Origin of the sequence: Candidatus Effluviviaceae Genus I sp. (assembly GCA_016867725.1) — a bacterium.
Classification (GTDB): Bacteria; Joyebacterota; Joyebacteria; order Joyebacterales; family Joyebacteraceae; genus VGIX01.
This window is the reverse complement of sequence record VGIX01000028.1, coordinates 1-22,517: the sequence shown is the minus strand read 5'-3', so window position 1 is coordinate 22,517 and position 22,517 is coordinate 1. Positions and strand designations below refer to the sequence as shown.

The 22,517-nt window shown below is 71.1% G+C and carries 24 protein-coding genes; all 24 read left to right on the top strand.

Annotated features, from left to right (window positions below; genetic code table 11):
• On the top strand, positions 1–182 hold a 182-nt coding region (locus FJY74_07095; protein ID MBM3308074.1), incomplete at its 5' end, for a hypothetical protein.
• Positions 179–994 carry a tetratricopeptide repeat protein gene (locus tag FJY74_07090; GenBank protein ID MBM3308073.1) on the top strand — a complete coding sequence of 272 codons (816 nt, stop codon included), beginning with the start codon at positions 179–181 and terminating at the stop codon, positions 992–994. The genes FJY74_07095 and FJY74_07090, both read left to right, overlap by 4 nt.
• 13 nt (positions 995–1,007) lie before the next feature.
• Positions 1,008–2,024 (top strand): aspartate-semialdehyde dehydrogenase, encoded by a 1,017-nt coding sequence (locus tag FJY74_07085; GenBank protein ID MBM3308072.1) that lies wholly within the window; start codon positions 1,008–1,010, stop codon positions 2,022–2,024.
• Complete coding sequence (locus tag FJY74_07080) at positions 2,008–2,808, top strand: energy-coupling factor transporter transmembrane protein EcfT (GenBank protein ID MBM3308071.1); 801 nt, start codon at positions 2,008–2,010, stop codon at positions 2,806–2,808. Before FJY74_07085 ends, FJY74_07080 begins: the two co-directional genes overlap by 17 nt.
• Positions 2,778–3,113, top strand: a complete 336-nt coding sequence (locus FJY74_07075; GenBank protein MBM3308070.1) for a hypothetical protein — start codon at positions 2,778–2,780, stop codon at positions 3,111–3,113. The genes FJY74_07080 and FJY74_07075 overlap by 31 nt, the downstream gene beginning before the upstream one ends.
• A 66-nt stretch (positions 3,114–3,179) precedes the next feature.
• Positions 3,180–3,653: a hypothetical protein gene (locus FJY74_07070; protein ID MBM3308069.1), complete on the top strand. Its 474-nt coding sequence runs from the start codon at positions 3,180–3,182 to the stop codon at positions 3,651–3,653.
• 15 nt (positions 3,654–3,668) lie between these two features.
• Entirely contained in the window at positions 3,669–4,316 is a 648-nt protein-coding gene (fsa, locus tag FJY74_07065) for a fructose-6-phosphate aldolase (GenBank protein ID MBM3308068.1), read from the top strand.
• Between the two features lies 1 nt (position 4,317).
• A complete protein-coding gene (locus FJY74_07060) occupies positions 4,318–5,496 on the top strand; it encodes a trypsin-like peptidase domain-containing protein (GenBank protein MBM3308067.1) in 1,179 nt (392 codons plus the stop codon).
• Positions 5,493–7,895, top strand: coding sequence for a phosphoribosylformylglycinamidine synthase subunit PurL (gene purL / locus FJY74_07055; protein MBM3308066.1), 2,403 nt, complete (start codon positions 5,493–5,495; stop codon positions 7,893–7,895). Before FJY74_07060 ends, purL begins: the two co-directional genes overlap by 4 nt.
• Positions 7,892–8,767: a phosphoribosylformylglycinamidine synthase I gene (gene purQ, locus FJY74_07050; protein ID MBM3308065.1), complete on the top strand. Its 876-nt coding sequence runs from the start codon at positions 7,892–7,894 to the stop codon at positions 8,765–8,767. The genes purL and purQ overlap by 4 nt, the downstream gene beginning before the upstream one ends.
• A gap of 125 nt (positions 8,768–8,892) precedes the next feature.
• On the top strand, positions 8,893–9,477 hold the full coding sequence (locus tag FJY74_07045) for a hypothetical protein (protein ID MBM3308064.1): 585 nt from the start codon (positions 8,893–8,895) through the stop codon (positions 9,475–9,477).
• 134 nt (positions 9,478–9,611) lie between these two features.
• Positions 9,612–9,815 (top strand): 4Fe-4S binding protein, encoded by a 204-nt coding sequence (locus FJY74_07040; GenBank protein ID MBM3308063.1) that lies wholly within the window; start codon positions 9,612–9,614, stop codon positions 9,813–9,815.
• A gap of 30 nt (positions 9,816–9,845) precedes the next feature.
• A complete protein-coding gene (locus FJY74_07035; GenBank protein ID MBM3308062.1) occupies positions 9,846–10,934 on the top strand; it encodes a 3-methyl-2-oxobutanoate dehydrogenase subunit VorB in 1,089 nt (362 codons plus the stop codon).
• 30 nt (positions 10,935–10,964) lie between these two features.
• The gene (locus FJY74_07030) at positions 10,965–11,702 is read left to right on the top strand and encodes a 2-oxoglutarate oxidoreductase (protein ID MBM3308061.1); all 738 of its coding nucleotides are present in this window, start codon (positions 10,965–10,967) and stop codon (positions 11,700–11,702) included.
• Positions 11,699–12,235, top strand: coding sequence for a 2-oxoacid:acceptor oxidoreductase family protein (locus FJY74_07025; GenBank protein ID MBM3308060.1), 537 nt, complete (start codon positions 11,699–11,701; stop codon positions 12,233–12,235). The genes FJY74_07030 and FJY74_07025 overlap by 4 nt, the downstream gene beginning before the upstream one ends.
• An 85-nt stretch (positions 12,236–12,320) precedes the next feature.
• Positions 12,321–14,981, top strand: coding sequence for a TIGR03960 family B12-binding radical SAM protein (locus FJY74_07020; protein ID MBM3308059.1), 2,661 nt, complete (start codon positions 12,321–12,323; stop codon positions 14,979–14,981).
• A gap of 72 nt (positions 14,982–15,053) precedes the next feature.
• Positions 15,054–16,595, top strand: a complete 1,542-nt coding sequence (locus FJY74_07015; GenBank protein MBM3308058.1) for an Rne/Rng family ribonuclease — start codon at positions 15,054–15,056, stop codon at positions 16,593–16,595.
• Positions 16,592–16,927: a sulfurtransferase-like selenium metabolism protein YedF gene (gene yedF, locus FJY74_07010; GenBank protein MBM3308057.1), complete on the top strand. Its 336-nt coding sequence runs from the start codon at positions 16,592–16,594 to the stop codon at positions 16,925–16,927. The genes FJY74_07015 and yedF overlap by 4 nt, the downstream gene beginning before the upstream one ends.
• A gap of 52 nt (positions 16,928–16,979) precedes the next feature.
• The gene (locus tag FJY74_07005) at positions 16,980–18,032 is read left to right on the top strand and encodes an AI-2E family transporter (protein MBM3308056.1); all 1,053 of its coding nucleotides are present in this window, start codon (positions 16,980–16,982) and stop codon (positions 18,030–18,032) included.
• 1 nt (position 18,033) lies between these two features.
• Positions 18,034–18,561: a GNAT family N-acetyltransferase gene (locus FJY74_07000; protein ID MBM3308055.1), complete on the top strand. Its 528-nt coding sequence runs from the start codon at positions 18,034–18,036 to the stop codon at positions 18,559–18,561.
• Positions 18,554–20,023: a RimK family protein gene (locus tag FJY74_06995; protein ID MBM3308054.1), complete on the top strand. Its 1,470-nt coding sequence runs from the start codon at positions 18,554–18,556 to the stop codon at positions 20,021–20,023. Before FJY74_07000 ends, FJY74_06995 begins: the two co-directional genes overlap by 8 nt.
• A 51-nt stretch (positions 20,024–20,074) precedes the next feature.
• Entirely contained in the window at positions 20,075–20,344 is a 270-nt protein-coding gene (locus FJY74_06990; protein MBM3308053.1) for a hypothetical protein, read from the top strand.
• Entirely contained in the window at positions 20,345–20,881 is a 537-nt protein-coding gene (locus tag FJY74_06985; protein MBM3308052.1) for a hypothetical protein, read from the top strand.
• A gap of 281 nt (positions 20,882–21,162) precedes the next feature.
• Positions 21,163–22,098 (top strand): integron integrase, encoded by a 936-nt coding sequence (locus FJY74_06980; GenBank protein MBM3308051.1) that lies wholly within the window; start codon positions 21,163–21,165, stop codon positions 22,096–22,098.
• Positions 22,099–22,517 lie beyond the last annotated feature (419 nt).

The following is a 22,517-nucleotide window of genomic DNA, read 5'->3' as shown; positions in this document are numbered from 1 at the left end:
CGGCGCTCAGGGAGGCGGGGGCGGACGACGCGCTCGTCGGGACGGTGCGCGGCCTCCTCGAGCGCTGCGACCTTGGCCGGTTCGCCGGGGGCGCGGCGGAGGTCGAGGGCGGGCGGCTCGTCGACGAGGCCGAGTCGTGTCTGCGGGCGATCGAGAGACTCCCGGTCAAGAGGGGACGATGAGGACGTTTGGAGCGGCGCTTGCGGGCGCCGTCGTCGCGGTCGCGCTCGTCGCGGCGACGGCCGCCGCGCAGACCGGCGGGGCGGGCCTCGTGTCCGCGGTCGGCGACGACCCCGAGGCGGCCACGCGCCTCTTCGAGCGCGCGAACGCGCTCTACGCGGTGGGCTCGTTCGACGAGGCCGCGACGCTCTACGAGCAGATCGTGGAGGGCGGTTTCGAGAACGCCGACGTGCACTACAACCTCGGCAACGCGAGCTTCAAGAGCGGGTGGGTCGGCCGGGCCGTTCTGTCGTACCTCCGCGCGCTCAGGCTCGAGCCGGGACACAGGGACGCGGCGACGAACCTCGCGTTCGTGCGGGAGCGGCTTGCGGACCGGCACACGACGGCGTCGGAGAGCGCGCTGGCCGACGCGGTGGAGCGCGCGTACCGGGCGCTCCCGTCCACCACGCTCGCCGTGGTGGCGAGCGCCGTGTACTTCGCGCTCGCGCTCACGCTCGTCGTCGCGGCCCTGCGCGGCGGGTTCGGGCCGTGGACGGCGCGCGCGGCGTGGGCGCTCGGCGTCGCGCTCGCGCTGCTCGCGGGCACGGCGGCGGTCAAGGAGCACCGCGCGCGGTCGCTCCGCGAGGCCGTCGTGCTGGCGCGCGAGGTCGCGGGGCGCACGGGCCCCGGCGACGACTTCGTCATCGAGTTCAGGCTGCACGAGGGCACGACCGTCCGGCTGCGCGAGCGCCGCGGCGACTGGGCGCGCGTCGCGGTCGCGGGCACGGACCTCGAGGGATGGGTGCCCGGGTCCTCGATCGAGAGCGTCGAGTAGGAGGTCGTCAGGCATGCGCGTTCCTCCGAGGGTCGGCGTGGCGGGCGTCACGGGCGCGGTCGGGCTCGAGATGCTCGCCGTGCTCGAGCAGCGGTCGTTCCCGATGGCGCTGGTCCGCGCGATGGCGTCGGGGCAGGGAAGCGGGCGCACCGTGCGCTTCGCGGGGGCGGACCTCCCGGTGGAGAAGCTCACCGCCGAGGCGCTCGCGGAGTTGGACATCGTGCTCTTCGCCACCGGCGCCGAGGTCTCGAGGGAGTTCGCGCCGGCGGCCGCGAGGGCGGGCGCGGTCGCCATCGACAACAGCAAGGCCTTCAGGATGGACCCGGCCGTGCCGCTCGTCGTGCCGGAGGTGAACCCGGGCGCGGTCCGCGGGCACGCGGGCATCATCGCGAACCCCAACTGCTCGACCATCCAGATGGTGCTGCCTCTCCGTCCCATCCACGAGGCGGGGACGCTCACGCGCGTCGTCGTCGCGACGTACCAGTCCGTCTCGGGGACCGGGCTTGCGGCGATGCGCGAGCTCTCGGAGCAGTCGAGCGCGGTCCTCTCCGGGGCGCCGGTCGCGCGCGCAGTCTATCCGAAGCAGATCGGCTTCAACTGCATCCCGCACATCGACGACTTCGACGCATGCGGCGACGCGCTCGAGGAGACGAAGATGGTCCTCGAGACGAGGAAGATCATGGGGCTTCCCGACCTGCCGGTGGCGGCGACCTGCGTGCGCGTGCCGGTCTTCCGGTCGCACGCGCTCGCCCTCAACGTGGAGACCGAGCGGGACGTGACGCCGGACGACGCGCGCGCGCTCCTGAGACGGGCCCCGGGTGTCCGCGTCGTGGACGACCCGGCGGCCGCGGCGTACCCGACGCAGGTGGACGCGGCGGCGACCGACGAGGTGTGGGTCGGGCGCGTCCGGCGCGACCCGTCCGTGCCGCACGGGCTGTGGATGTGGGTCGTGGCCGACAACCTCCGCAAAGGGGCGGCCCTGAACGCGGTGCAGATCGCGGAGCTTCTCATCGGTGAGCCTGCTCAGTGAGTTCGCCCTCGGAAGGTACTACGCGACGGACTCGCCCGTCCACGCGCTCGACCCGCGCGTGAAGATGGTCGGGGCGCTCGGCGTGCTCGGCTGCGCGATCGCCACGCAGGACGCGGCGGCGTACCTCTTTCTCACGGCGGCGATCGCGGCCGTCGCGACGGCCGCGCGGCTCCGACCGGCGTTCCTTCTCAGAAACCTCGCGTCGCTCCGCTGGCTCGTCGTGATCGTGTTCGCCGTTCACGGGTTCTTCACGCCGGGGACGCCGGTCTTCGAGGCGCTCCCGCGTTTCACGCGCGAGGGCGCCGCGCTCGGCGGGATCTTCGCGTGGCGCATCGCGCTCATGGTGTCGAGCGCGACGGTCCTCACCGCGACGACGTCGCCGGTCGAGCTGGGGGACGGGCTCGAGCGGCTGCTCGGGCCGCTCGGCAGGGTCGGCGTGCCGGTGCACGAGATCGCGATGATCTCCGTCATCGCGCTCAGGTTCGTGCCGACGCTCATGGACGAGACGACGAGGATCATCAAGGCGCAGATCGGGCGGGGCGCGAGCTTCGACGGAGGGCTCGTGGCGCGCGCGAAGAGCGCGGTCCCGATCGTCGTGCCGCTCTTCGCGAGCGCGTTGCACCGGGCGGACGATCTCGCGCTCGCGATGGACGCCCGCTGCTACCGCGGCGCGGCGGGGCGCACGAGGTACATCGAGCTTCGGCTCGGGGGACGCGACGCGGTCGGGCTCGCCGCCGTGGCGCTCATCGTCCTATGCACGATCGTCATCTCAAGCTCACGCTAGCCTACGACGGCACGGACTTCGCCGGCTGGCAGGTGCAGCCGGGCGAGCGCACCGTTCAGGGCGCGCTCGAGGCCGCGTTCGCCGACCTCGCCGGGGAGCCGGTCGCCGTGACGGGCGCCGGGCGCACCGACGCGGGCGTCCACGCGCTCGGGCAGGTCGCGCACGCCGAGACGACGCTCGCGCTTCCGCCGGCCGCCATCGCCGGCGCGCTCAACAGCCGGCTTCAGGACGACGTGCTCGTGACGGGGGTCGAGGAGGCGCCGCAGGGCTTCCACGCCCGGTACAGCGCCGTGTCGAGACGATAGACGCTCGCGCTTCCGCCGGCCGCCATCGCCGGCGCGCTCAACAGCCGGCTTCAGGACGACGTGCTCGTGACGGGGGTCGAGGAGGCGCCGCAGGGCTTCCACGCCCGGTACAGCGCTGTGTCGAGACGATACCTCTACCTCATCGGCCTGTCGCCGAGCCCGCTCTGGCGCCGCCGCCGCTGGCACGTGTCGTACGCCCTGGACCGACATGCGATGGCCGAGGCCGCGGCGCGCCTCGAGGGAGAACGCGACTTCTCGACTTTCGCGCTGTCCGGGAGCGAGCCCAACCATCACCGTTGCCGCGTGATGTCCGTTTCGCTAGAATGGGAGCCGCGGTACGGCGGGATGCTCCTCTTCAGCATCGAGGCCGACCGCTTTCTGCGAGGGATGGTCCGTTCGATCGTCGGGACCCTCGTCGAGGTCGGGCGGGGGAGGACGACACCCGAGGACGTGGAGACGGTCCTCGCGGCGCTCGACAGGAGCGCGGCGGGGCCGACCGCGCCACCGTGGGGTCTCTATCTCGAGCGGGTGACCTACTGACGAGGAGGTGCCGTCTTGAAGATCTTCCTGGACACGGCGAACATCCAGCACATCAAGGAAGCGGCGTCGCTCGGCCTCGTCGACGGCGTCACGACGAACCCCACGCTGATCGCCCGCGAGCAAGGGCAGTTCGAGGACATCGTTCGCCAGATCTGCGAGCTCGTGCACGGCCCCGTGAGCGCGGAGGTCGTGAGCACGGACGCGGCGGGCATGGTCGAAGAGGCGAAGAAGCTCGCGCGCATCCACGACAACGTCGTCGTGAAGGTCCCGATGATCAAGGAAGGCGTGAAGGCGATCTGGGAGCTGGCGGAGATCGGCATCCGGACGAACTGCACGCTCGTGTTCTCCTCCAACCAGGCCCTCCTCGCCGCGAAGGCGGGCGCGACCTTCGTGAGCCCGTTCATCGGCCGGCTCGACGACGCCGGGCACATCGGCATGGACGTCGTGCGCGAGATCCTCACCATCTACGACAACTACGGGTACGACACCGAGGTCATCGTGGCGAGCGTCAGGCATCCGCTCCATGTCGTGGAGTCCGCGCTGGCCGGCGCGGACATCGTGACGATCCCCTACGACGTGTTCGAGAAGATGTTCAAGCACCCGTTCACCGACAAGGGGCTGGCCGCCTTCCTCGCGGACTGGGAGAAGACGAAGGGCCGCTAGCGTGAACGGCAGGGCGCCCACCTACGTCCTCATCGCGCTCGTCTGCGCGCTGACCGGCGTCACCGTCGGCCTGTGGATCAGCACGCACCGCGGGGGCGAACGGACCCCGACCGCGGCGCCGGCCGACAGCACGGCGCCGGGCGTTCCGGTGTCGGAGACGGAGGCGCTCTACGAGTCCCGTCGCACGGCGATCGTGCGCGCGGCCGAGGTCGCGGGGCCGGCCACGGTCTCCATCAGCGCCGTGCAGCGACAGGTCGTCCGCACGAGCCCGTTTCCTCACAACGAGTTCTTCGAGCGGTTCTTCCGAGGTTCCTTCCCCGACAGGACCTACGAGCGGCGCTACCAGTCGTTCGGTTCGGGCGTCATCATCGACGGGGACGGGTACATCGTCACGAACGACCACGTCGTCCGCAGCGCCGTCGAGGTGAAGGTGTCGCTCACGGACGGGCGCGAGTTCGAGGGGCGCGTGCTCGGGGGCGACGCGCGCTACGACATCGCCGTCCTCAAGGTCGATGGGGAGCGGCTCCCGGTCGCCACGTTCGGCAACTCCGACGACGTGATGATCGGGGAGTGGGCGATCGCCATCGGGAACCCGTTCGGCTACCTCCTGAACGACCGGCAGCCGACCGTGACCGCCGGCGTCGTGAGCGCCCTCCACCGCGACGTCCTCGCGGAGCCCCAGACGGGCGCGGTCTACAAGGACATGATCCAGACCGACGCCGCCATCAACCCGGGGAACTCGGGCGGACCGCTCGTGAACGGGCGCGGCGAGGTCATCGGCATCAACTCGTTCATCTTCACCTCGAGCGGCGGCTCGGAGGGGCTCGGGTTCGCCATCCCGGTCAACGTCGTGCGCGAGATCGTCAACGAGCTCATCCGCTACGGGCGGGTGCGCGACGTGTGGGTGGGCATCGGGGTCCAGGACGTGGGCGCGGCGCGCGGCAAGGGGCGGCTCTCCGGCGCGCTCGTGTCGTTCGTCGAGCCGGGCAGCCCCGCGGAGCGCGCGGGCGTGCGCGTCGGCGACGTCATCGTCGCGGTCGAGGGCAAGGAGGTCGCGAGCGTCCGCGAGGCGCGGCGCGCGATCTTCGGCGCGCGCGTCGGCGACGTGGTCTCGCTCACGGTCGTGAGGAACGGCTCGCGCAGGGTGCACGACCTCAAGCTCGAGGAGGCCCCGAGGTGAGTTCCTCCCGGGCGGCCGCCGCTTCCATCCCGGTTCTCTCCGCCGACGATGCCTCGCTGGCCCGCGCCCTCTCCGGGGCGGGCATCACGCTCACGCTCGACGAGGCGCGGAAGGTCGCGGCGCTCCTGGGCCGGGACCCCACCGTCGTCGAGGCCCACATCTTCAACACGATGTGGAGCGAGCACTGCTCCTACAAGAGCAGCCGGAAGGTGCTCGGCGCGCATCTCCCCACGAGCGCGTCGAACGTCGTGCTTGGCCCGGGCGAGGACGCGGGCATCGTGCGGTTGTGCGAGGCCGGCGGGACGTCGTGGTGTCTGGTCGTCGCGCACGAGAGCCACAACCACCCCTCGCAGATCGTCCCGAACGAGGGCGCGGCGACCGGCATCGGCGGCATCGTGCGCGACGTGTACTGCATGGGCGCCGACGTGGTCGGCGTGCTCGACGCGCTCCGGTTCGGCGACCCCGCGGGCCCGAACGCGGAGCGGACGCGCGAGATCGTCCACGGCGTGGTCGAGGGCATCTGGCAGTACGGAAACGCGCTCGGGGTCCCGAACCTGGGGGGCGACGTCTTCTTCGACCGCTCGTTCGACGAGAACTGCCTGGTGAACGTGATCGCGCTCGGGGTCGTCGAGGAGGCGGCCGTCGTGCGGAGCCGCGTTCCCGTCGAGGCCCGCGACGCGCCGTACGACGTGATCCTCGTCGGCAAGCCCACGGACCCGTCGGGGTTCGGCGGCGCGACCTTCGCCTCGCGCGTCCTCGACGAGGAGCGCGCGCTCGGCGACAAGTACGCCGTGCAGGTGCCCGACCCGTTCCTGAAGAGGATGCTCGCCGTGGCGACGGCAGAGGCGCTGGCCCTCGCGCGCGAGCGCGGCGCGGCCATCGGCTACAAGGACCTGGGCGCGGGCGGCATCGCGTGCGCGACGTCGGAGCTCGGAGCGGCGGCCGGCGTCGGCATGCGCGTGGACCTCTCTCGCGTGCCCGTCGCGGAGGACGGGCTTGCGCCCGAGGTCATCGCGTGCTCGGAGACGCAGGAACGCTACTGCCTCGTCGTGCCGCGCGGGCTCTCGCCTGACGTGCTTCGCATCTACAACGAGCGGTTCGAGCTGCCCGAGCTCTGCCACGGGGCGCGGGCGGCGGTCATCGGGGAGGTGATCCCCGAGCCGAGATACGTGCTCGTCCACGAGGGCTCGGTCGTGTGCGACGCGAGCACCGAGGAGATCACGACGGGCATCTCGTACGACCGCCAGGCGCGGGCGAGGCAGCGCACGCTCACCGAGCGGCCGGTGCCGGACGACCTCGATCTCGGCGCCGCGCTCGTCCGGGTGCTGGGCTCGCCGAACGTGGCGTCGCGGGAGCACGTGTACCGGCACTACGAGAGCGAGGTGAAGGGCAACACGCTCGTGAGGCCGGGCGAGGCGGACGCGTGCGTCATCGCGCCGGTGCCGGGCTCCGACGTGGGCGTCGCGGTCGCGGTGGGCGGGTGCGCCTCCATGGGTGCCCTCGACGCGTACGAGGCGGGCGCCGCGGCGGTCGCGGAGGCCGTGCGGAACGTCGCGGCCGCCGGCGCGGAGCCGCTGGCCATCACGGACTGCCTGAACTTCGGGAACCCCGAGGTGCCGGAGGTCTTCCACGACTTCGTCGAGACCGTCCGCGGCATCGGCGACGCCGCGCGGGGGATCGGGCTCAAGGACCGCGACGAGCCGCTCCCGGTGATCTCGGGGAACGTGAGCTTCTACAACCAGTCCTCGACCGGGAGCGCCGTGGTGCCGTCGCCGGTCGTCTGCTGCGTCGGGCGGCTCGACGACTGCGCGCGACACCTCACGGCCGGGTTCAAGGCGGCGGGGAGCGCGCTCTACCTCGTCGGCGAGCGGGCGGGCGGGCTCGGCGCGTCGGAGTTCGCGCGCGCCGTGCTCGAGTCGGCCGGCGGCGCGCCCGCGCGCGTTGCGCCGCGCGAGGAGCGCGCGATGGCGGCCGCCGTCACCGATCTGGCCGCAGCGGGCCTCGCGCTCTCGTGCCACGACATCTCGGACGGGGGGCTCGGCGTCGCGGTCGCGGAGATGATGCTGACGGCCGCGCCGGGCGCGGCGCTGGGGGCGCGGATGGACCTCCGCGCGGCGAGCGGGGCGGGAGAGGGAACGGGCGGGGAGGCGCTCAGCGCGCCGGAGGCCGCAAGGAGGCTCTTCTGCGAGCGCGGAGGATACGTGCTCGAGATCGAGCCGCGTTCCGAGGACGCCGCGCGGGGGGTGCTCGAGCGGCGGGGCGCGTGGTGCGCCCGCGTCGGCGTCGTGACGGCCGACGCGTCGCTCGTCATCACGGGCGCGGGACCGAGGGACATCGCGCTTCCGATGGCGGCGCTTGCGCGCGCGTGGTCGCGCGGCGCCACGGAGGTGATGCTGTGAGCTTCTCGCGCGGAGCGGCGGGGGATGGGCGCGGCGGCGCGTGCGCGGCCGGCGTGCGCGTGGCCGTCGTGCGGTTCCCCGGCGTGAACTGCGAGGAGGAGACGCGGCGCGCCGTGCTGGACGCGGGCGCCGCGTGCGACATCGTCATGTGGAACGAGCCCGACGGCGTGCTCGGGGCGTACGACGCCTACGTGCTGCCCGGCGGGTTCTCGTATCAGGACCGCGTGCGCGCGGGCGCGATCGCTGCGAAGGACAGAGTGGTGGGGTGCCTCGCCGAGCAGGCGGCGGCGGGGAAGCCCGTGCTCGGCATCTGCAACGGCGCGCAGATCCTCGTGGAGGCGGGTCTGGTGCCGGGACTCACGCCCGGGCGCGTCGAGATGGCGCTCGCGCGGAACGCCATGCCGGACCGCGACGGGTACTACACCCGGTGGACGCACCTGCGCGTCGAGAGCGCGTGTTCGGCGGCGAGCCTTGCGCTCGCGCCGGGCGACGTCGTGCCGGTGCCGGTCGCGCACGCGGAAGGCCGCTTCGTGAGCGCGACGCCCGGGCTCGTCGAGGAGCTCTTCGCGCGCGGGCTGGCCGTGATGACCTACGCGACGCCGGACGGCGCGAGGGCCGAGCGCTTTCCCGACGTCCCGAACGGGTCAGCGATGGCGCTCGCCGCGGTGTCGAACCCGGCGGGCAACGTCGTGGCGATGATGCCGCACCCTGAGCGCGCGGTGCGGCTCGGGCACGTGCCCGCGAACCTCGCGGGCACGTGGGGCAAGCGGCGCAGGGCGGCGCGCACGGCGGTCGCCGCGCGCGAGCCAGGGCCGGGCGCACCGGTCGTGCGGTCGCTGGTCGAGTTCGCGGCGCGAGCGCGCGTGCGCTAGGGGCGTAGGCCGGCGGTGTGTTCCGCCGCGGCTCAGACATGCAGCGAGGACGCTGAACTCGCCGCCGGCGGAACCACACCGCCGGCCCAGGCCTGCGATCCGCGCAGCCCGGAACCGAGGAACCCATGCCGACGCACACGATCGTCCTGACGGTGGCGCTCAAGATCCCGGACAACGAGGCGCGGTCGGCGCTCGAGGCCCTGCGGGTGAAGATGGGGCTGGCCGACGACGTGATCGGCCTCGCCCGCGAGGACGTCTGGGAGCTCGACGTTGACGCCGCGACGGCGGAGGACGCCCTTGCGGCCGCGGCGCGCCTCGTGGCGGCCACGAACCTCTTTGCGAACCCGAACAAGCACAGGTATGCGCTGGCGGACGCCGGTGTGCCCGCCGATCGCGCGCGCCGCGCGTGCGGCGATCTCTCGCCGGACGAGGCCGCGGTGCTCGTGGCGGAGCGCGGCGATGCGGCCGGCGCGTCCGCGCTGAGAGCCGTTCGCCGCGCCGGCGAGCGCTCCGTCACGGCGGTCCGGCGCTTCGCCCGCTGGCGGGTGAGGTTCGCACAGCCGCTCTCGCCCGTGCGACCGGGGCTCTCCGAACTCATCAGGAGGATCGCGGTCACCGAGAGCCGCGGCGAGGGCCTTCTGTCGAATCCGCACTTCCAGACGGCGCACGCTGTGCTGCCCTGGGGCGAGGAAAGGACCTTGGTGGCCTAGGGCGACCGTGGTAGACTCACCGAGGTTTCGCGGTGTTCGCGCCCCCCCGGGGCCCCCGCCCGCGCGGAGGACGCTCCGGAGGCTCAGGCGGCGCGGCCCTGCCCACCCGGACGCCCTTCGGCAAGGAGGGATGAGTGCCCAGGATCGAGATCGACGTGGAGCGGTGCAAGGGCTGCGGATACTGCCTTGAGGCCTGCCCGCAGCACATCATCCGCCTCGCCGAGAACTTCAACAGCATGGGGTATCACCCCGCGGAGTGCCTCGACCCGGCGAAGTGCACGGGCTGCACGTTCTGCGCCATCGTGTGCCCCGACGTCGCCATCGAGGTGTTCAAGTAGCGACCCGTCCTCTTCGAAGGAGCTCGAAGGATGGAACAGAAGGTCCTGATGAAGGGCAACGAGGCGATCGGCGAGGCCGCCGTGCGCGCGGGCTGCATGACCTACTTCGGCTATCCGATCACGCCGCAGAACGAGCTCACCGCCTACATGTCGGTGCGGATGCTCGAGGAAGGGCGCGTCTTCATCCAGACCGAGAGCGAGATCGCGGCCATCAACATGTGCTACGGCGCGGCGGCGGTGGGGGCCCGGTGCATGACGTCCTCCTCGGGGCCGGGCATCAGCCTCAAGCAGGAAGGCGTCTCGTACATGGCGAGCGCGGAGCTCCCCGTGTTCTACGTCAACGTGTGCCGCGGCGGTCCGGGTCTCGGCAACATCTCGCCCGCGCAGTCCGACTACTTCCAGGCGACGCGGGGCGGCGGGCACGGCGACTACCGCGTCATCTGCTTCGGGCCGGCTGACGTCCAGGAGCTGTACGACTACACCATGCTCGGGTTCGACCTCGCCGACAAGTACAGGACCCCTGCGATGATCCTCGCGGACGGCATCCTGGGCCAGATGATGGAGCCGCTCGTGCTGCGCGAGTACAGGCCGCTCCCGGGTCTCCCGTCGAAGCAGCCCTGGCGCCTGGGCGACCCGTCCACCAAGGACCCCATCCTCATCACGAGCCTCATCCTCAACCCGGCGCTCATGGAGCAGCAGAACTTCGTCCTCCAGAAGAAGTACGAGACCATCATGCGCGACGAGGTCCGCTTCGAAGAGGTGAGCTGCGGGGACGCGGACATCGTCCTCGTCGCCTACGGCACCGCGTCGCGGATCTGCCGGTCGGTCCTGGAGACTGCGCGCGCGGAGGGCATCAAGGTCGGGCTCTTCCGGCCCATCACCCTCTGGCCGTATCCCTTCGAGCAGCTCGGCAGGCTTGCAGAGCGGACGAAGGAGTTCCTCGTCGTTGAGATGAGCCTGGGGCAGATGTGGGAGGACGCGCGGCTCGCCATCTGCGGGCGCGGCCGCGTCCACCTGCATGGCAGGACGGCCGGGGGCATCCCGCAGGAGGGTGAGATCGTCGAGCAGATGCGGAAGATCCTGGCGTCGAAGGGCGCGGAGATCTTCCGGAACTTCTAGGAGGGCTGACCCGTGGAGAGAGTCTTCGGGATGGTCCGTTCCATGAAGCCCGAGCGGACGAAGTACTGCCCGGGCTGCGGCCACGGGATCATCCACCGGCTGGTGGCGGAGGTCGTGGACGAGTTCGGGCTCCGGGAGCGCGCGATCGGCATCGCCCCGGTGGGGTGCTCGGTGCTGGCGGACCTCTACTGGAACTTCGACGTGGTCTCGGCGGCGCACGGGCGGGCGGCGGCGGTGGCGACGGGGATAACGCGGGCGAACCCCGACTGCTTCGTCCTCAGCTATCAGGGGGACGGGGACCTTGCGGCCATCGGGACGGCCGAGACGATCCACGCGGCGAACAGGGGCGAGAAGTTCGTCACGGTGTTCGTGAACAACGCCATCTACGGGATGACCGGCGGGCAGATGGCGCCGACAACGCTCATCGGGCAGCCGGCGACGACCTGCCAGCTGGGCCGGGACCCGGCGATCGCGGGCTACCCGATCCGCGTGTGTGAGCTGCTGCAGACCCTCGGGGGCGTGGCGTACCTCGCGCGCGGGTCGGTGGACACGCCGAAGAACGTGCTGGCGGCAAAGCGGCACCTCAAGAAGGCGTTCCAGCTGGCGCTGGACAAGCGCGGCTACTGCCTCGTCGAGATCCTCTCGCCCTGCCCGACGAACTGGGGCATGACGCCGCCCCAGGCCATCGCGTGGCTGCGGGAGAACATGCTGACCTACTATCCGCTCGGCGTCTTCAAGGACGTGAGTGCGGAGGAGAAGAGGGCATGACCCAGAAGATCAGGTGCTCCGGGTTCGGCGGGCAGGGGATCGTCCTCATGGGCAAGCTCCTTGCGCAGGCGGCGATGGACGAGGGGCGGCACACGACGTTCTTCCCGCAGTACGGGGCCGAGATGCGGGGGGGCACGGCGAACTGCTCGGTCGTCGTGTCCGACCACGCCATCGCCTCGCCGATGGTCGATGAGCCCGACGTGGTCCTCATCATGAACGGCCCGTCGCTGGACAAGTTCGAGCCGATGGTCAAGCCGGGCGGGTGGATCCTCTACAACACGTCGCTGATCGAGAGGAAGGTCAAGCGCACGGACGTGAGGACGTTCGAGGTCCGCGCCAACAACATCGCCGAGGAGGTCGGAAGCGCGAAGACCGCCAACATGGTCATGCTCGGCGCGTTCTGCAGGCGGATCGGGACGGTGAAGCTCGAGTCCCTCCTCGCCGCGCTGGACGGTCAGCTCGAGGGCAAGAGCGAGAAGATCATGGACCTCAACCGCGAGGCGATGAAGCGCGGCGCCCAGCTTGCCGGATAGGCTGCCAGGCCGCGCGCCGATGCCGCGCCGCGCGGCCCGTCGCGGCCGCGGGCCCGGGGCCGCGCCTGCCGGTCGGGCCGACACGATGAGCGAACTCTGGACCAGGCTTGACCGCGACGTCCTTCCGCTGGTCGCGCGACCGAGCCGGTACGTCGGTGGAGAGAGGAACGCGACGCTCAAGGACGACGAGAGCGTCGCGGTCCGTTTTCTGCTCGCGTTTCCGGACGTGTACGAGATCGGCATGTCCCACCTCGGCCTCCGGGTGCTCTACGACATCCTGAACAGGCGGCCGGAGGTCGCGGCGGAGCGGGTCTTCGCGCCGTGGCCGGACATGGAAGCGCGGATGCGCGCGTCGGACATCCCGCTCTTCTCGCTCGAGACCACGAGACCCGCGCGCGAGTTCGACGTCGTGGGCTTCACGCTGCAGTACGAGCTCCACCACACGAACGTGCTCACCATGCTCGACCTCGCCGGCGTGCCGCTCCGCGCGGCGGACCGTCGCGAGGGCGACCCGCTCGTCGTCGGGGGCGGGCCGGCGTCGTTCAACCCGGAGCCGCTGGCGGACTTCTTCGACCTCTTCGTCGTCGGCGACGGGGAGACGGCGGTGCTGGAACTTGCCGACCTCGTGCTCGCGGCGCTGCGGGACGGCGCGGCGCGTGCGGAGACGCTGCGTCGCGCGGCGGGCGTCCGGGGCATCTACGTTCCGTCGCTCTACGCCGAGAGGCGCGAGGGCGGGCGGTACGCGGGCACCGTGCCGATCGACGCGGCGGCGCCTCCCGTCGTCGCGCGGCGCGTCGAGCCCACGCTCGGCCCGGGGAGCCACCCGGCGCGCCCGATCGTGCCCATCACGGAGGCGACGCACGACCGGCTCGCGCTCGAGATCATGCGCGGCTGCACGCGCGGGTGCCGGTTCTGCCAGGCCGGGATGGTGACGCGGCCCGCGCGGATGCGGTCGGTGGACGACCTCGTCGATCTCGTCGAGGAGGGCCTCTCCGCGACGGGGTACGACGAGGTGTCGCTGCTCTCGCTCTCGCCGTCGGACTACCCGTGCCTCGGAGAGCTGGTGGCGAGGCTCAACGAGCGGCTCATCGACCGGCGCGCGAGCATCTCGCTTCCGTCGCTTCGCGTGGACCGGTTCGGGCTCGAGCTCGCCGACGGGATCGGCCGCGTCCGCCGCGCCGGGCTCACCTTCGCGCCCGAGGCCGGCACGCAGCGCCTGCGCGACGTCATCAACAAGAACGAGACCGAGGAGCACATCCTCGACACGGCGGACGTCGCGTTCGCGTCCGCGTGGGGACGCATCAAGCTCTACTTCATGATCGGACTCCCGACGGAGACGGACGAGGACGTCCGAGGCATCGCGACGCTCGTGCTGAAGGTGCGCGAGGTCGCGCGCGCGCGGCGGAAGGGCGCCGTCATCAGCGTGTCCATCTCGCCGTTCGTGCCGCGGCCCGGCACGCCGTTCCAGTGGGAGAGGCAGGACTCGGTCGAGGAGACGAGGGCGAAGGAGCGCGTGCTTCGCCCGCTGCTCTCCGTGCGCGGCGTGAAGCTCGCGCTCCGCGACCCGCGCGTTTCCTTCCTCGAGGGCGTGATGTCGCGGGGCGACCGGTCGCTCGGGCGCGCCATCGAGGCCGCGTGGAGCGCGGGGGCGCGGTTCGACGCGTGGAGCGAGCGGTTCGACTTCGCCGTGTGGGAGCGCGCGTTCGCGGAGACCGGGACCGACGCCGGGGCATTCCTCGCGGAGCGCGACCCGGCCGAGCCGCTCCCCTGGGACCACATCTCCGCCGGCGTCTCGAAGGAGTTCATGGCAGGCGAGCGCGCGAAGGCGCTGCGGGGCGAGACGACGCCGGACTGCCGCGAGGCCGGCTGCGTGGCCTGCGGCGCGTGCGACGACGGACGCGCGGCGTCGCGCGGGCTTCCCGAACGCGGCGGCGAAGCGGCGCGACAGCGTCGCGAGTTCCTCGGCAGGAGGGACCGGAAGAGGAAGGTGGGAGCCGAGGAGCTCTCGGCGAAGTACCGCGTGCGCTACTCGAAGGAGGACGAGGCGAGGTTCCTGTCGCACCTCGACATCGTCCGCGCGATCGCGCGGGCGGTCGCGGCGGGCGGGATCCCGGCCGCGTTCTCGCGCGGGTTCAACCCGCATCCAAAGCTGTCGTTCGGCCCGCCGCTTCCCGTGGGGGCGGCCGGCGACGCCGAGCTCTTCGACATCGAGCTCACGCGGGAGATGCCGCCCGAGGAACTCGGCGCGCGCCTCGCGGCGGGGCTGCCGCGCGGGCTCGCGGTGAAGGCGGTGTCGCGCAGGACGACGGGCGGGTCGGTGTCGTCCGAGGCCGAAGCGGCGGAGTACGTCATCCGCGGCGTCCCGGGCCTGGGCGCGATGGAGACCGGGGACGTGGCGGAGAGGATCGGGGCGCTCATGGCCGCTCCGAGCGTGACCGTCGAGCGGCCGGCCGTCGGACGAGACGGAGCCGGGGGGGCGCGGCCGGGACAGGGCGGGCCGCCGGCGCCGCCGGCCAAGGAGATCGTCCCGGCCAGGGACATCCTCGCGCTCGAGGCGCTGGCCGGCGAGCCCGGGGCGCTGAGAGTGGTCCTCGGGCTCCCTCCTGCGGCCTCGGTCCGACCCGCGGACATCGTCCGGCTTCTTGCCGTCCCCGGCGCGGGCTCGGTGGAGCGGGCCGCTGTCCGCCGGACGGGGCTCCTCCGGCGGAAGGCCGGGGAAGCTGGCGGTCTTGAAGCCATGCTGTGAGGTGGCTATACTCAGTCTCGCAAGGCCGAGTTGAACGACAGGAGCCGCCCGGCGAGGGCGGTCGGGAGGTCCGTGCACAAGGAGATCATCATCAACGTCGCCCCGGGGGAGACGAGGATCGCGATCCTCGAGGACTCCCAGGTCGTGGAGATCCTCGTCGAGCGGGGCGAGACCGGCAGGTTCGTCGGGGACATCTACAAGGGCGTGGTCGGCGCCGTGCTGCCCGGAATGCAGGCGGCGTTCGTCGACATCGGGCTCGAGAAGAGCGCGTTCCTTCACGTCTCCGACATGCGGGACGTGACGGCGGAGTTCGCGGACCTCGAGGAGGACGGGGCGCTCGCGATCGAGGAGGGGCAGAGGCAGTCGTCCCCGGACGCCCCGATCGAAGACCTGCTCACGAAGGGGCAGGAGATCCTGGTCCAGGTGACCAAGGAGCCCATCAGCACGAAGGGCCCGAGGGTCACGACACAGATCTCCCTTCCCGGGCGGTTCCTCGTGCTCGTGCCGTTCTCAGGCTCGGTCGGCGTCTCGCGGAAGATCGAGGACCAGGAGGAGCGGGCGCGGCTCAAGGAGATGGCCCGCGAGATGAGGCCGCCGTGGGGCGGCCTCATCGTCCGCACCGCCGCCACCGGCGCGAGCAAACGGCAGATCCATCACGACATCAATCACCTCGTGAAGCTCTGGAAGAGGATCAACGCCGTCGCGGAGAAGAGGACGGCGCCCATCCTCATTCACCGCGAGATGGAGATGACGGCGGGGCTCGTGCGGGACGTCTTCAACACCGACGTCGAGCGGCTCGTCATCGACTCACGGTCCGGGTACAAGGAGATCTCGGGGTACCTCCGGAGCGTGGCGCCCGAGCTGCGGTCGCGGCTCGAGCTGCACAAGGGCTCGACGCCGATCTTCGACGCGTACGGCGTCGAGAGCGAGATCGAGAAAACCCTGCGCCGGAAGGTCTACTTCAAGAAGGGCGGCTACATCGTCATCGACCACACCGAGGCGCTGACGGCGATCGACGTGAACACCGGCCGGTTCACCGGCAAGAAGGACCAGGAGGACACGATCCTCAAGACGAACATCGCCGCCGCAAGGGAGATCGGCCGGCAGCTCAGGCTTCGCGACATCGGCGGGATCATCGTCGTCGACTTCATCGACATGGCGAGCGAAGGCAACCGGGAGAAGGTCGTTCAGGAGCTCAAGAAGGTGCTGTCGCGCGACCGCGCGCGCAGCAAGGTGTTTCCGATCGGCGAGCTCGGGATCGTCCAGATGACGCGGCAGCGCGTCCGGCCGAGCCTGCTCCACCAGTTCACCGACCCGTGTCCGCACTGCGAGGGAACGGGCAAGGTGCTGTCCGTCGAGTCCATCGTGCTGCTCATCGAGCGCGCGGTGCGGCGCGTGGCGGCGACGTCGAAGGAGAAGAAGCTGGACCTCCGCGTGGCGCCCGAGATGGCGATGCACCTTCTCCAGACCGAGGAGGCCCGCCTCAACGGGCTTGAGCGCGAGACGCGGCGGATCATCGACGTCAGGGACGACCGCTCGCTCGGGCGCGACGAGTTCCGCATCCTGTCCGCGAAGGACGGCAGGGAACTCGCCGCGGAGAGGGAGAGCCAGTGAGCCGCGTGATCGTGATCGCGAGCGAGACGATGGGGCGCGGCTCGGACGAGCTTGGGGCCGTCCTCGTGGGCTCGTTCCTGAGGAAGCTGGCCGCGGACGAGGCGAAGCCCGCGGCCATCGTGCTCTACAACGCGGGCGTGAAGCTCACGACCGAGGGCTCGGCCGTGCTCGACGCGCTGGGCCTGCTGGCGCGCGCCGGCGTGGACATCGTCTCGTGCCAGACGTGCCTCGAGCACTACGGCCTCGAGCGGGCGGTGAAGGTGGGGCGGGTCGGCAACATGCAGGGGATCGTCGCGATGCTCATGCGGTCGGAGACCGTCGTGACCATCTGACGGGCGCGGCCGCGGCGTGCAGCGGTCGCGAAGCCGGGACGGGGCAGGCGAGATGTCGGGCAGCGGAGAGCGCTCGGTCGGGAAGGCGGGGATCGTCGTCGCGGGTCTCGCCGCGGTCGCCATCCTTCTGCACCTCCTGCGGCCCGTGGCGAGCGTGCTGCTCCTCGCGTTCGCCGGTGTGCTCTTCGCCGTCTTCATCGACGCCGTGGCGACAGCGCTCGTGTGCCGGACGAGGATGCCGCGCGGGAGCGCCGTGGCGGTCGTCGTCGTCGCGGTGCTGGCCGTCCCGACGCTCGTCGGGGTGGCCTTCGGGCCGGGCATCGCAGAGCAGATGACGGACCTCTTCCGCTCTCTCCCCGAGACCTGGGCAGGCGTGAGGCTGTGGCTCGAGGGCACCCGATGGGGACCGGGGCTGCTCGCATGGATCCCGGACTTCCGTGAGTCGCTGAGCGTCTGGACGCCGTCGATGCACGGGATCGCGGTGTTCTTCGGCTCGGTGTTCCGCGGCGTCGTGGCCGCGTTCCTCGTGCTCGTGGTCGGCATCTACGTGGCGCTTCGGCCCTCGCTCTACGTCCAGGCGGCGCTCACGCTCGTGCCGGGAGCGCGCCGCGGGCGGTACCGCGAGGTCGGGCTCGCGATCAGGCGGGCGCTCAGACGCTGGCTCGTCGGGCGTCTCGTGGCGATGGCGCTCATCGGCTCGGTCGTGGCGATCGGGCTGTCCATCATCGGGGTTCCCTTCCCGCTGGCGTTCGGACTCATCGCCGCGCTGCTCGAGTTCGTGCCGTACATAGGCCCGGTGGCCGCCGCGATCCCCGCGGCGCTCGTCGCGCTGGCGCAGTCGCCGCTCCGCGCGGCGATGACGGTGGCGCTCTTCGTCGCGGTGCAGGCGCTCGAGAACTGCGTCGTGAGCCCGCTCGTGGAGCACCGGGCGGTCCACCTGGGGCCGGCGGTGCTCGTCGCGACGCAGGTGCTCATGGGCGTGCTGTTCGGAGGGCTCGGCGTGCTCCTCGCGACGCCCATCGCGGTCGTGGCGGTCGTGAGCGTGCAGATGCTCTACGTGCAGGACGTGCTCGGCGAGCGGACGCGCGTGCTCGGCGAGGTGTGAGGTGATACGACGCGCCGCAGCGCGCGATCTCGACGCGCTCGTCGACCTGGAGAACGAGAGCTTCCGCGGCGACCGACTGTCCCGCCGAAGCCTGGCGCGGGCGGTCGCGGGCGACCGATCGCTCGTGCTCGTGGACGCGGACCGCGCCTTCGTGCGGGGGTACGCGCTCGTGTCGTTCCGGGAGGGCAGCGCGGTCGCGCGGCTCTACTCGATCGCCGTGGACCGGCGGGCGCGCGGGCGCGGCGTGGGGCGCGGGCTGCTCGACGCGGCGGAGCGGGCGGCGGCGCGGGGGGGCCGGTCGGTGATGCGGCTCGAGGTCCGGAAGGACAACCGGCCGTCGCTCGGGCTCTTCCGAGACGCCGGCTACGCGGAGTTCGCGCGGACCGTCGGGTACTACGAGGACGGCATGACCGCGCTCAGGTTCGAGAAGGCGCTTCGTGGCGCGACGGCGCGACCGGCGCCGCGGCAGGCGCCTCGCGCCGCGCGGGGCGGGCGTTCCCGGAGAGGGAAGGCGGCGCAGCATGGCTGACCATCTGATCCTCATCGAGAAGCCGTCCGACTGGAAGCCGAGCTACCCCGACCTCAAGGTCGTGATGGCCCGGGAGTACCTCGCCTCGGGCGAGTACGCCGACCGCCGCGACCTCCGCGTGCTCAACCTCTGCCGGAGCTACCGCTACCTGAGCGTCGGCTACTACTGCTCGCTTCTGGCCGAGGCCCGCGGGCACAAGGTCCTGCCGTCGGTGCGGACCATCAACGACCTCTCGAGGAAGTCCATCTACAGCCTGGATTTCGAGGAACTCGACGCGCTCATCCAGCGCTCGCTCAAGTCGGGCGCGAAGGAGGCCGGGAACACCTTCGAGCTGGACGTGTTCTTCGGGCAGTGCCGGGTCCCCGAGATGGAGGACCTCGCGCGTCAGCTGTTCGAGGTGTTCCGCATGCCGCTCCTTGAGGCGGAGTTCCGGCGGCAGGGGAAGTGGCTCTTGGCGGCGGTGCGCCCCGTGCACGTCAACGGCCTCGAGTCTGACGAAGAGGAGGTCTTCCTCCGCGGCCTGGCGCAGCACCTGAGCAGACGCTGGCGGGAGCCGCGGGCGCGCCGGAAGTACAAGTACGACCTCGCGGTGCTCTACAATCCGGAGGAGGAGTTCCCGCCTTCGGACACGCGGGCGCTCAAGAGCCTCGTGAGGGCGGGCGAGGACGCCGGCGTGGACGTCGACCTCATCGAGAAGAAGGACTACGGGCGACTCGCAGAGTTCGACGCGCTGTTCATCCGCGAGACGACGGGCATCAACCACCACACCTACCAGTTCGCGAAGAAGGCGGAGAACGAGGGGCTCATCGTCATCGACAGCCCGGACTCGATCCTCAAGTGCACGAACAAGGTGTACCTCGCGGAGCTTCTCCGCACGCATCGCATCCCGACGCCGAAGACGATGATCGTGCGCAAGGACAGCGTGGACTCGGTGGAGGACCAGATACCGTACCCGGTTGTGCTCAAGATCCCCGACGGCTCCTTCTCGCGGGGCGTGGTGAAGGTGGAGAACCGCGACGAGCTCGAGACCACGGCGGAGAACCTGTTCCGCTCGTCGGACCTGATCCTCGCGCAGGAGTTCGTGTACACGCCGTTCGACTGGCGGATCGGGATCCTGAACCAGCAGCCCCTGTTCGCGTGCCAGTACTTCATGACCGAGAAGCACTGGCAGGTGATCCAGCACGGTTCGAAGGGAGGATGGAAGGAGGGAGACTGGAAGACCGTGGCCGTCGAGGATGCGCCGCCGTCGGTGATCAAGGTCGCGCTCAAGGCGGCGAACCTGATCGGCGACGGGCTGTACGGCGTGGACGTGAAGCAGGACGCGCGACGCGTGATGGTGATCGAGGTGAACGAGAACCCGAACCTCGAGGCGACGGTCGAGGACGCGGTGCTGAAGGACGGCCTGTACGAGGCGATCATCGAGGACTTCGTGTGGCGACTCGACCAACTTCACGGGAGGTGATGGCGCGGTGATGCCGCGTTGTCTCCGACCGGGCATGGGAGGGGGAGAGGCATGGACGAGAAGGAGAAGGTCAGGACGCAGCTTGAGGGCGAGCTTCTGAAGTGCGAGACCAGGATCAAGGAGCTTCGCGGCCCGGCGCGGGAGAAGGGCGGCGAGAAGGAGGTCGAGGGGCTCGCGTCCGAGCTGCAGGGCTGCCGCATCGCGCTCGACGGGCTTCTGAAGAAGCGCGCGGACGAGTGGCAGCGGGCGAAGGGCGACGTCGTCGTGCGCCTGAGGAACCTGTCGAAGAAACTGGACTCGACGGCGAGAAGGTTCATCTAGATGCCCCGGCGTGTCGTGACGGTCAACAGAGCCCCGGTGCTGACGCTCTGGGCGGCCGTCGTCGCGGCGCGGCTTGGATTCGACTGGGACGCAGCCCTCACGCTGGGCCGGGGCCTGGCCGGACTCAACGCGCAGTCGAGGGGGCGGAGGCTTGGGATCCACAAGCCCGCGGTGGCGGCGGGGACGAAGCCGCCGAAGGCGCGGCCGAAGCCCGGAGAGCAGATCTGGGTGGAGCTGTGTGGGCGCGGGGTGCCGGCCCTGTCCACGAAGGACGGGATCCGGGCGGTCGCCGGCGATAGGGCCGTGGACCCGGCGAGCGTGACGGCGTACCTCGAGGGGAAGTTCGGGGATGACCTCGAGGCGGTGAAGGAAGCCATGGAAGCCCTGGCGCGCTCGATGGGCCGGTCGCAGCTCGCGGACCGCGCGTTCGCGCTCTATGAGGAGTTCCGCCCGGCAGTCCCTTCCGGCAAGAAGGGGTGGGGCGCGGCCGGCACGCTCGACCTCGGGAAGATCAGGTCCCTCGCTGACTCCCCCTAGCCCCGACCTGGCCCGAATGCGGGCCGCTCACTCGTCCCTTGACTCGGCTTCGTCAACCGCAGTATAGTTGTGTTCGCTTCGCAGACACGGAGGTGGATGCTGCCCCTGGTTCGCGCCCCTCGAGGGAGAACGCTGTGGTGCGGCATAAGTACGAAGGACAGAGTCCCTCCATTGGCCTGATCGAGCCCGATGAGGCGCTCGCCCCACCGACTCACACACATGTCAGTCTCCCCGCAGCGACGAAGAAGCCGCTCCTGACCGGCGAGCAGCTGATCGGCGCCATACGCAGCGCGCTTCGCGTGCGGCACTACAGCGGCCGCACCGAAGAGGCGTACGTCGGATGGGCCAAGCGCTTCATGCGCTTCCACGGTGGGCAGGACCCGGCGGAAATGGGGCCCACCGAGGTCCGCGCGTTCATCAACGACCTCGCGGTCAATCGCGGCGTGAGCGCGTCCACCCAGGAGCAGGCGCTGTCCGCCATCCTCTTCATGTTCAAGGAAGTGCTCCGCCAGGACCTGGGGTGGGTGCAGCTCATCGTCCGCGCGAAGAAGCCGAAACGGCTGCCGGTGGTGCTGACGCGGGACGAGGTGAAGGCCGTGCTCAACGAGATGTCGGGCATGACGAAGCTGATGGCGCAGATGCTCTACGGTTCGGGCCTGCGCCTCGTCGAGTGCCTGGAGCTCCGGGTGAAGGACGTCGAGTTCGAGCGCGACATGGTGGTCGTGCGGGGCGGCAAGGGCGAGAAGGACCGTGTGACGCTCCTGCCCGCATGCCTCAAGGAGCCGCTTCGCAGGCACATCGAGCGCGTGCGCGGGCTGTTCGAGCAGGACAGGAAGGGCGCGCCGGTCCGGGCGGTGGTGCCGTCGGCGGTCCTGCGGAAGTACCCGAACGCCGGGATCGAGTGGGGGTGGCAGTTCGTGTTCCCGTCGGCGCACACCATCACGGACCCCGAGACCGAGTGCCTCGCGCGCTTCCACCTGCACGAGGCCACGCTCCAGCGAGCCGTGAAGGAGGCCGTCAGGAGGTCCGGGATCGCGAAGCAGGCGACGTGTCACACGCTCAGGCACTCGTTCGCGACGCACCTGCTCGAGGGAGGCTACAACATCAGGATCGTGCAGCGGCTGCTCGGGCACCGCGACATCAGGACGACCATGGTCTACACGCACGTGGCGGGCAGCAAGGAGCTGGGCGTGCGAAGCCCGATGGACACGCTGTGAGCTGCCATCCGGCGGAGGAGGGTGGGCGACTCGACGAGGTGAGCGGTTTGCCGGGCGCGGGACGCGGCCGAACCGCGCGGCGGCGGGGGCACGACTCAGCCGAATCCGCGGCTCACGCAGCGTCGGGCGCAGAGACGTGGAAGGGGAGGCCTCGGCTGCGGGCCGGGGCGGCAGAGCGGATGAGAGGGCACGAAACGGCACACACGAACCAGGCGATGTAGTCAGCGCGCAGCACGCACACCCCATGCGCGCAAGCTCGGGGACGTCGGTGAGGGGACTGGGAAACCTAGTTGTCGTTAGGCCTCCGCGGGTCCAGAGGGCAGTAGGGTTGGGAGAGGCACGAGTTCTTTGGGAGATCGGACAGCGCCGCATTCCCGCTGAGTGAGGGCGCCGTTCTGCGTGGCTCGACCTGACTCGCC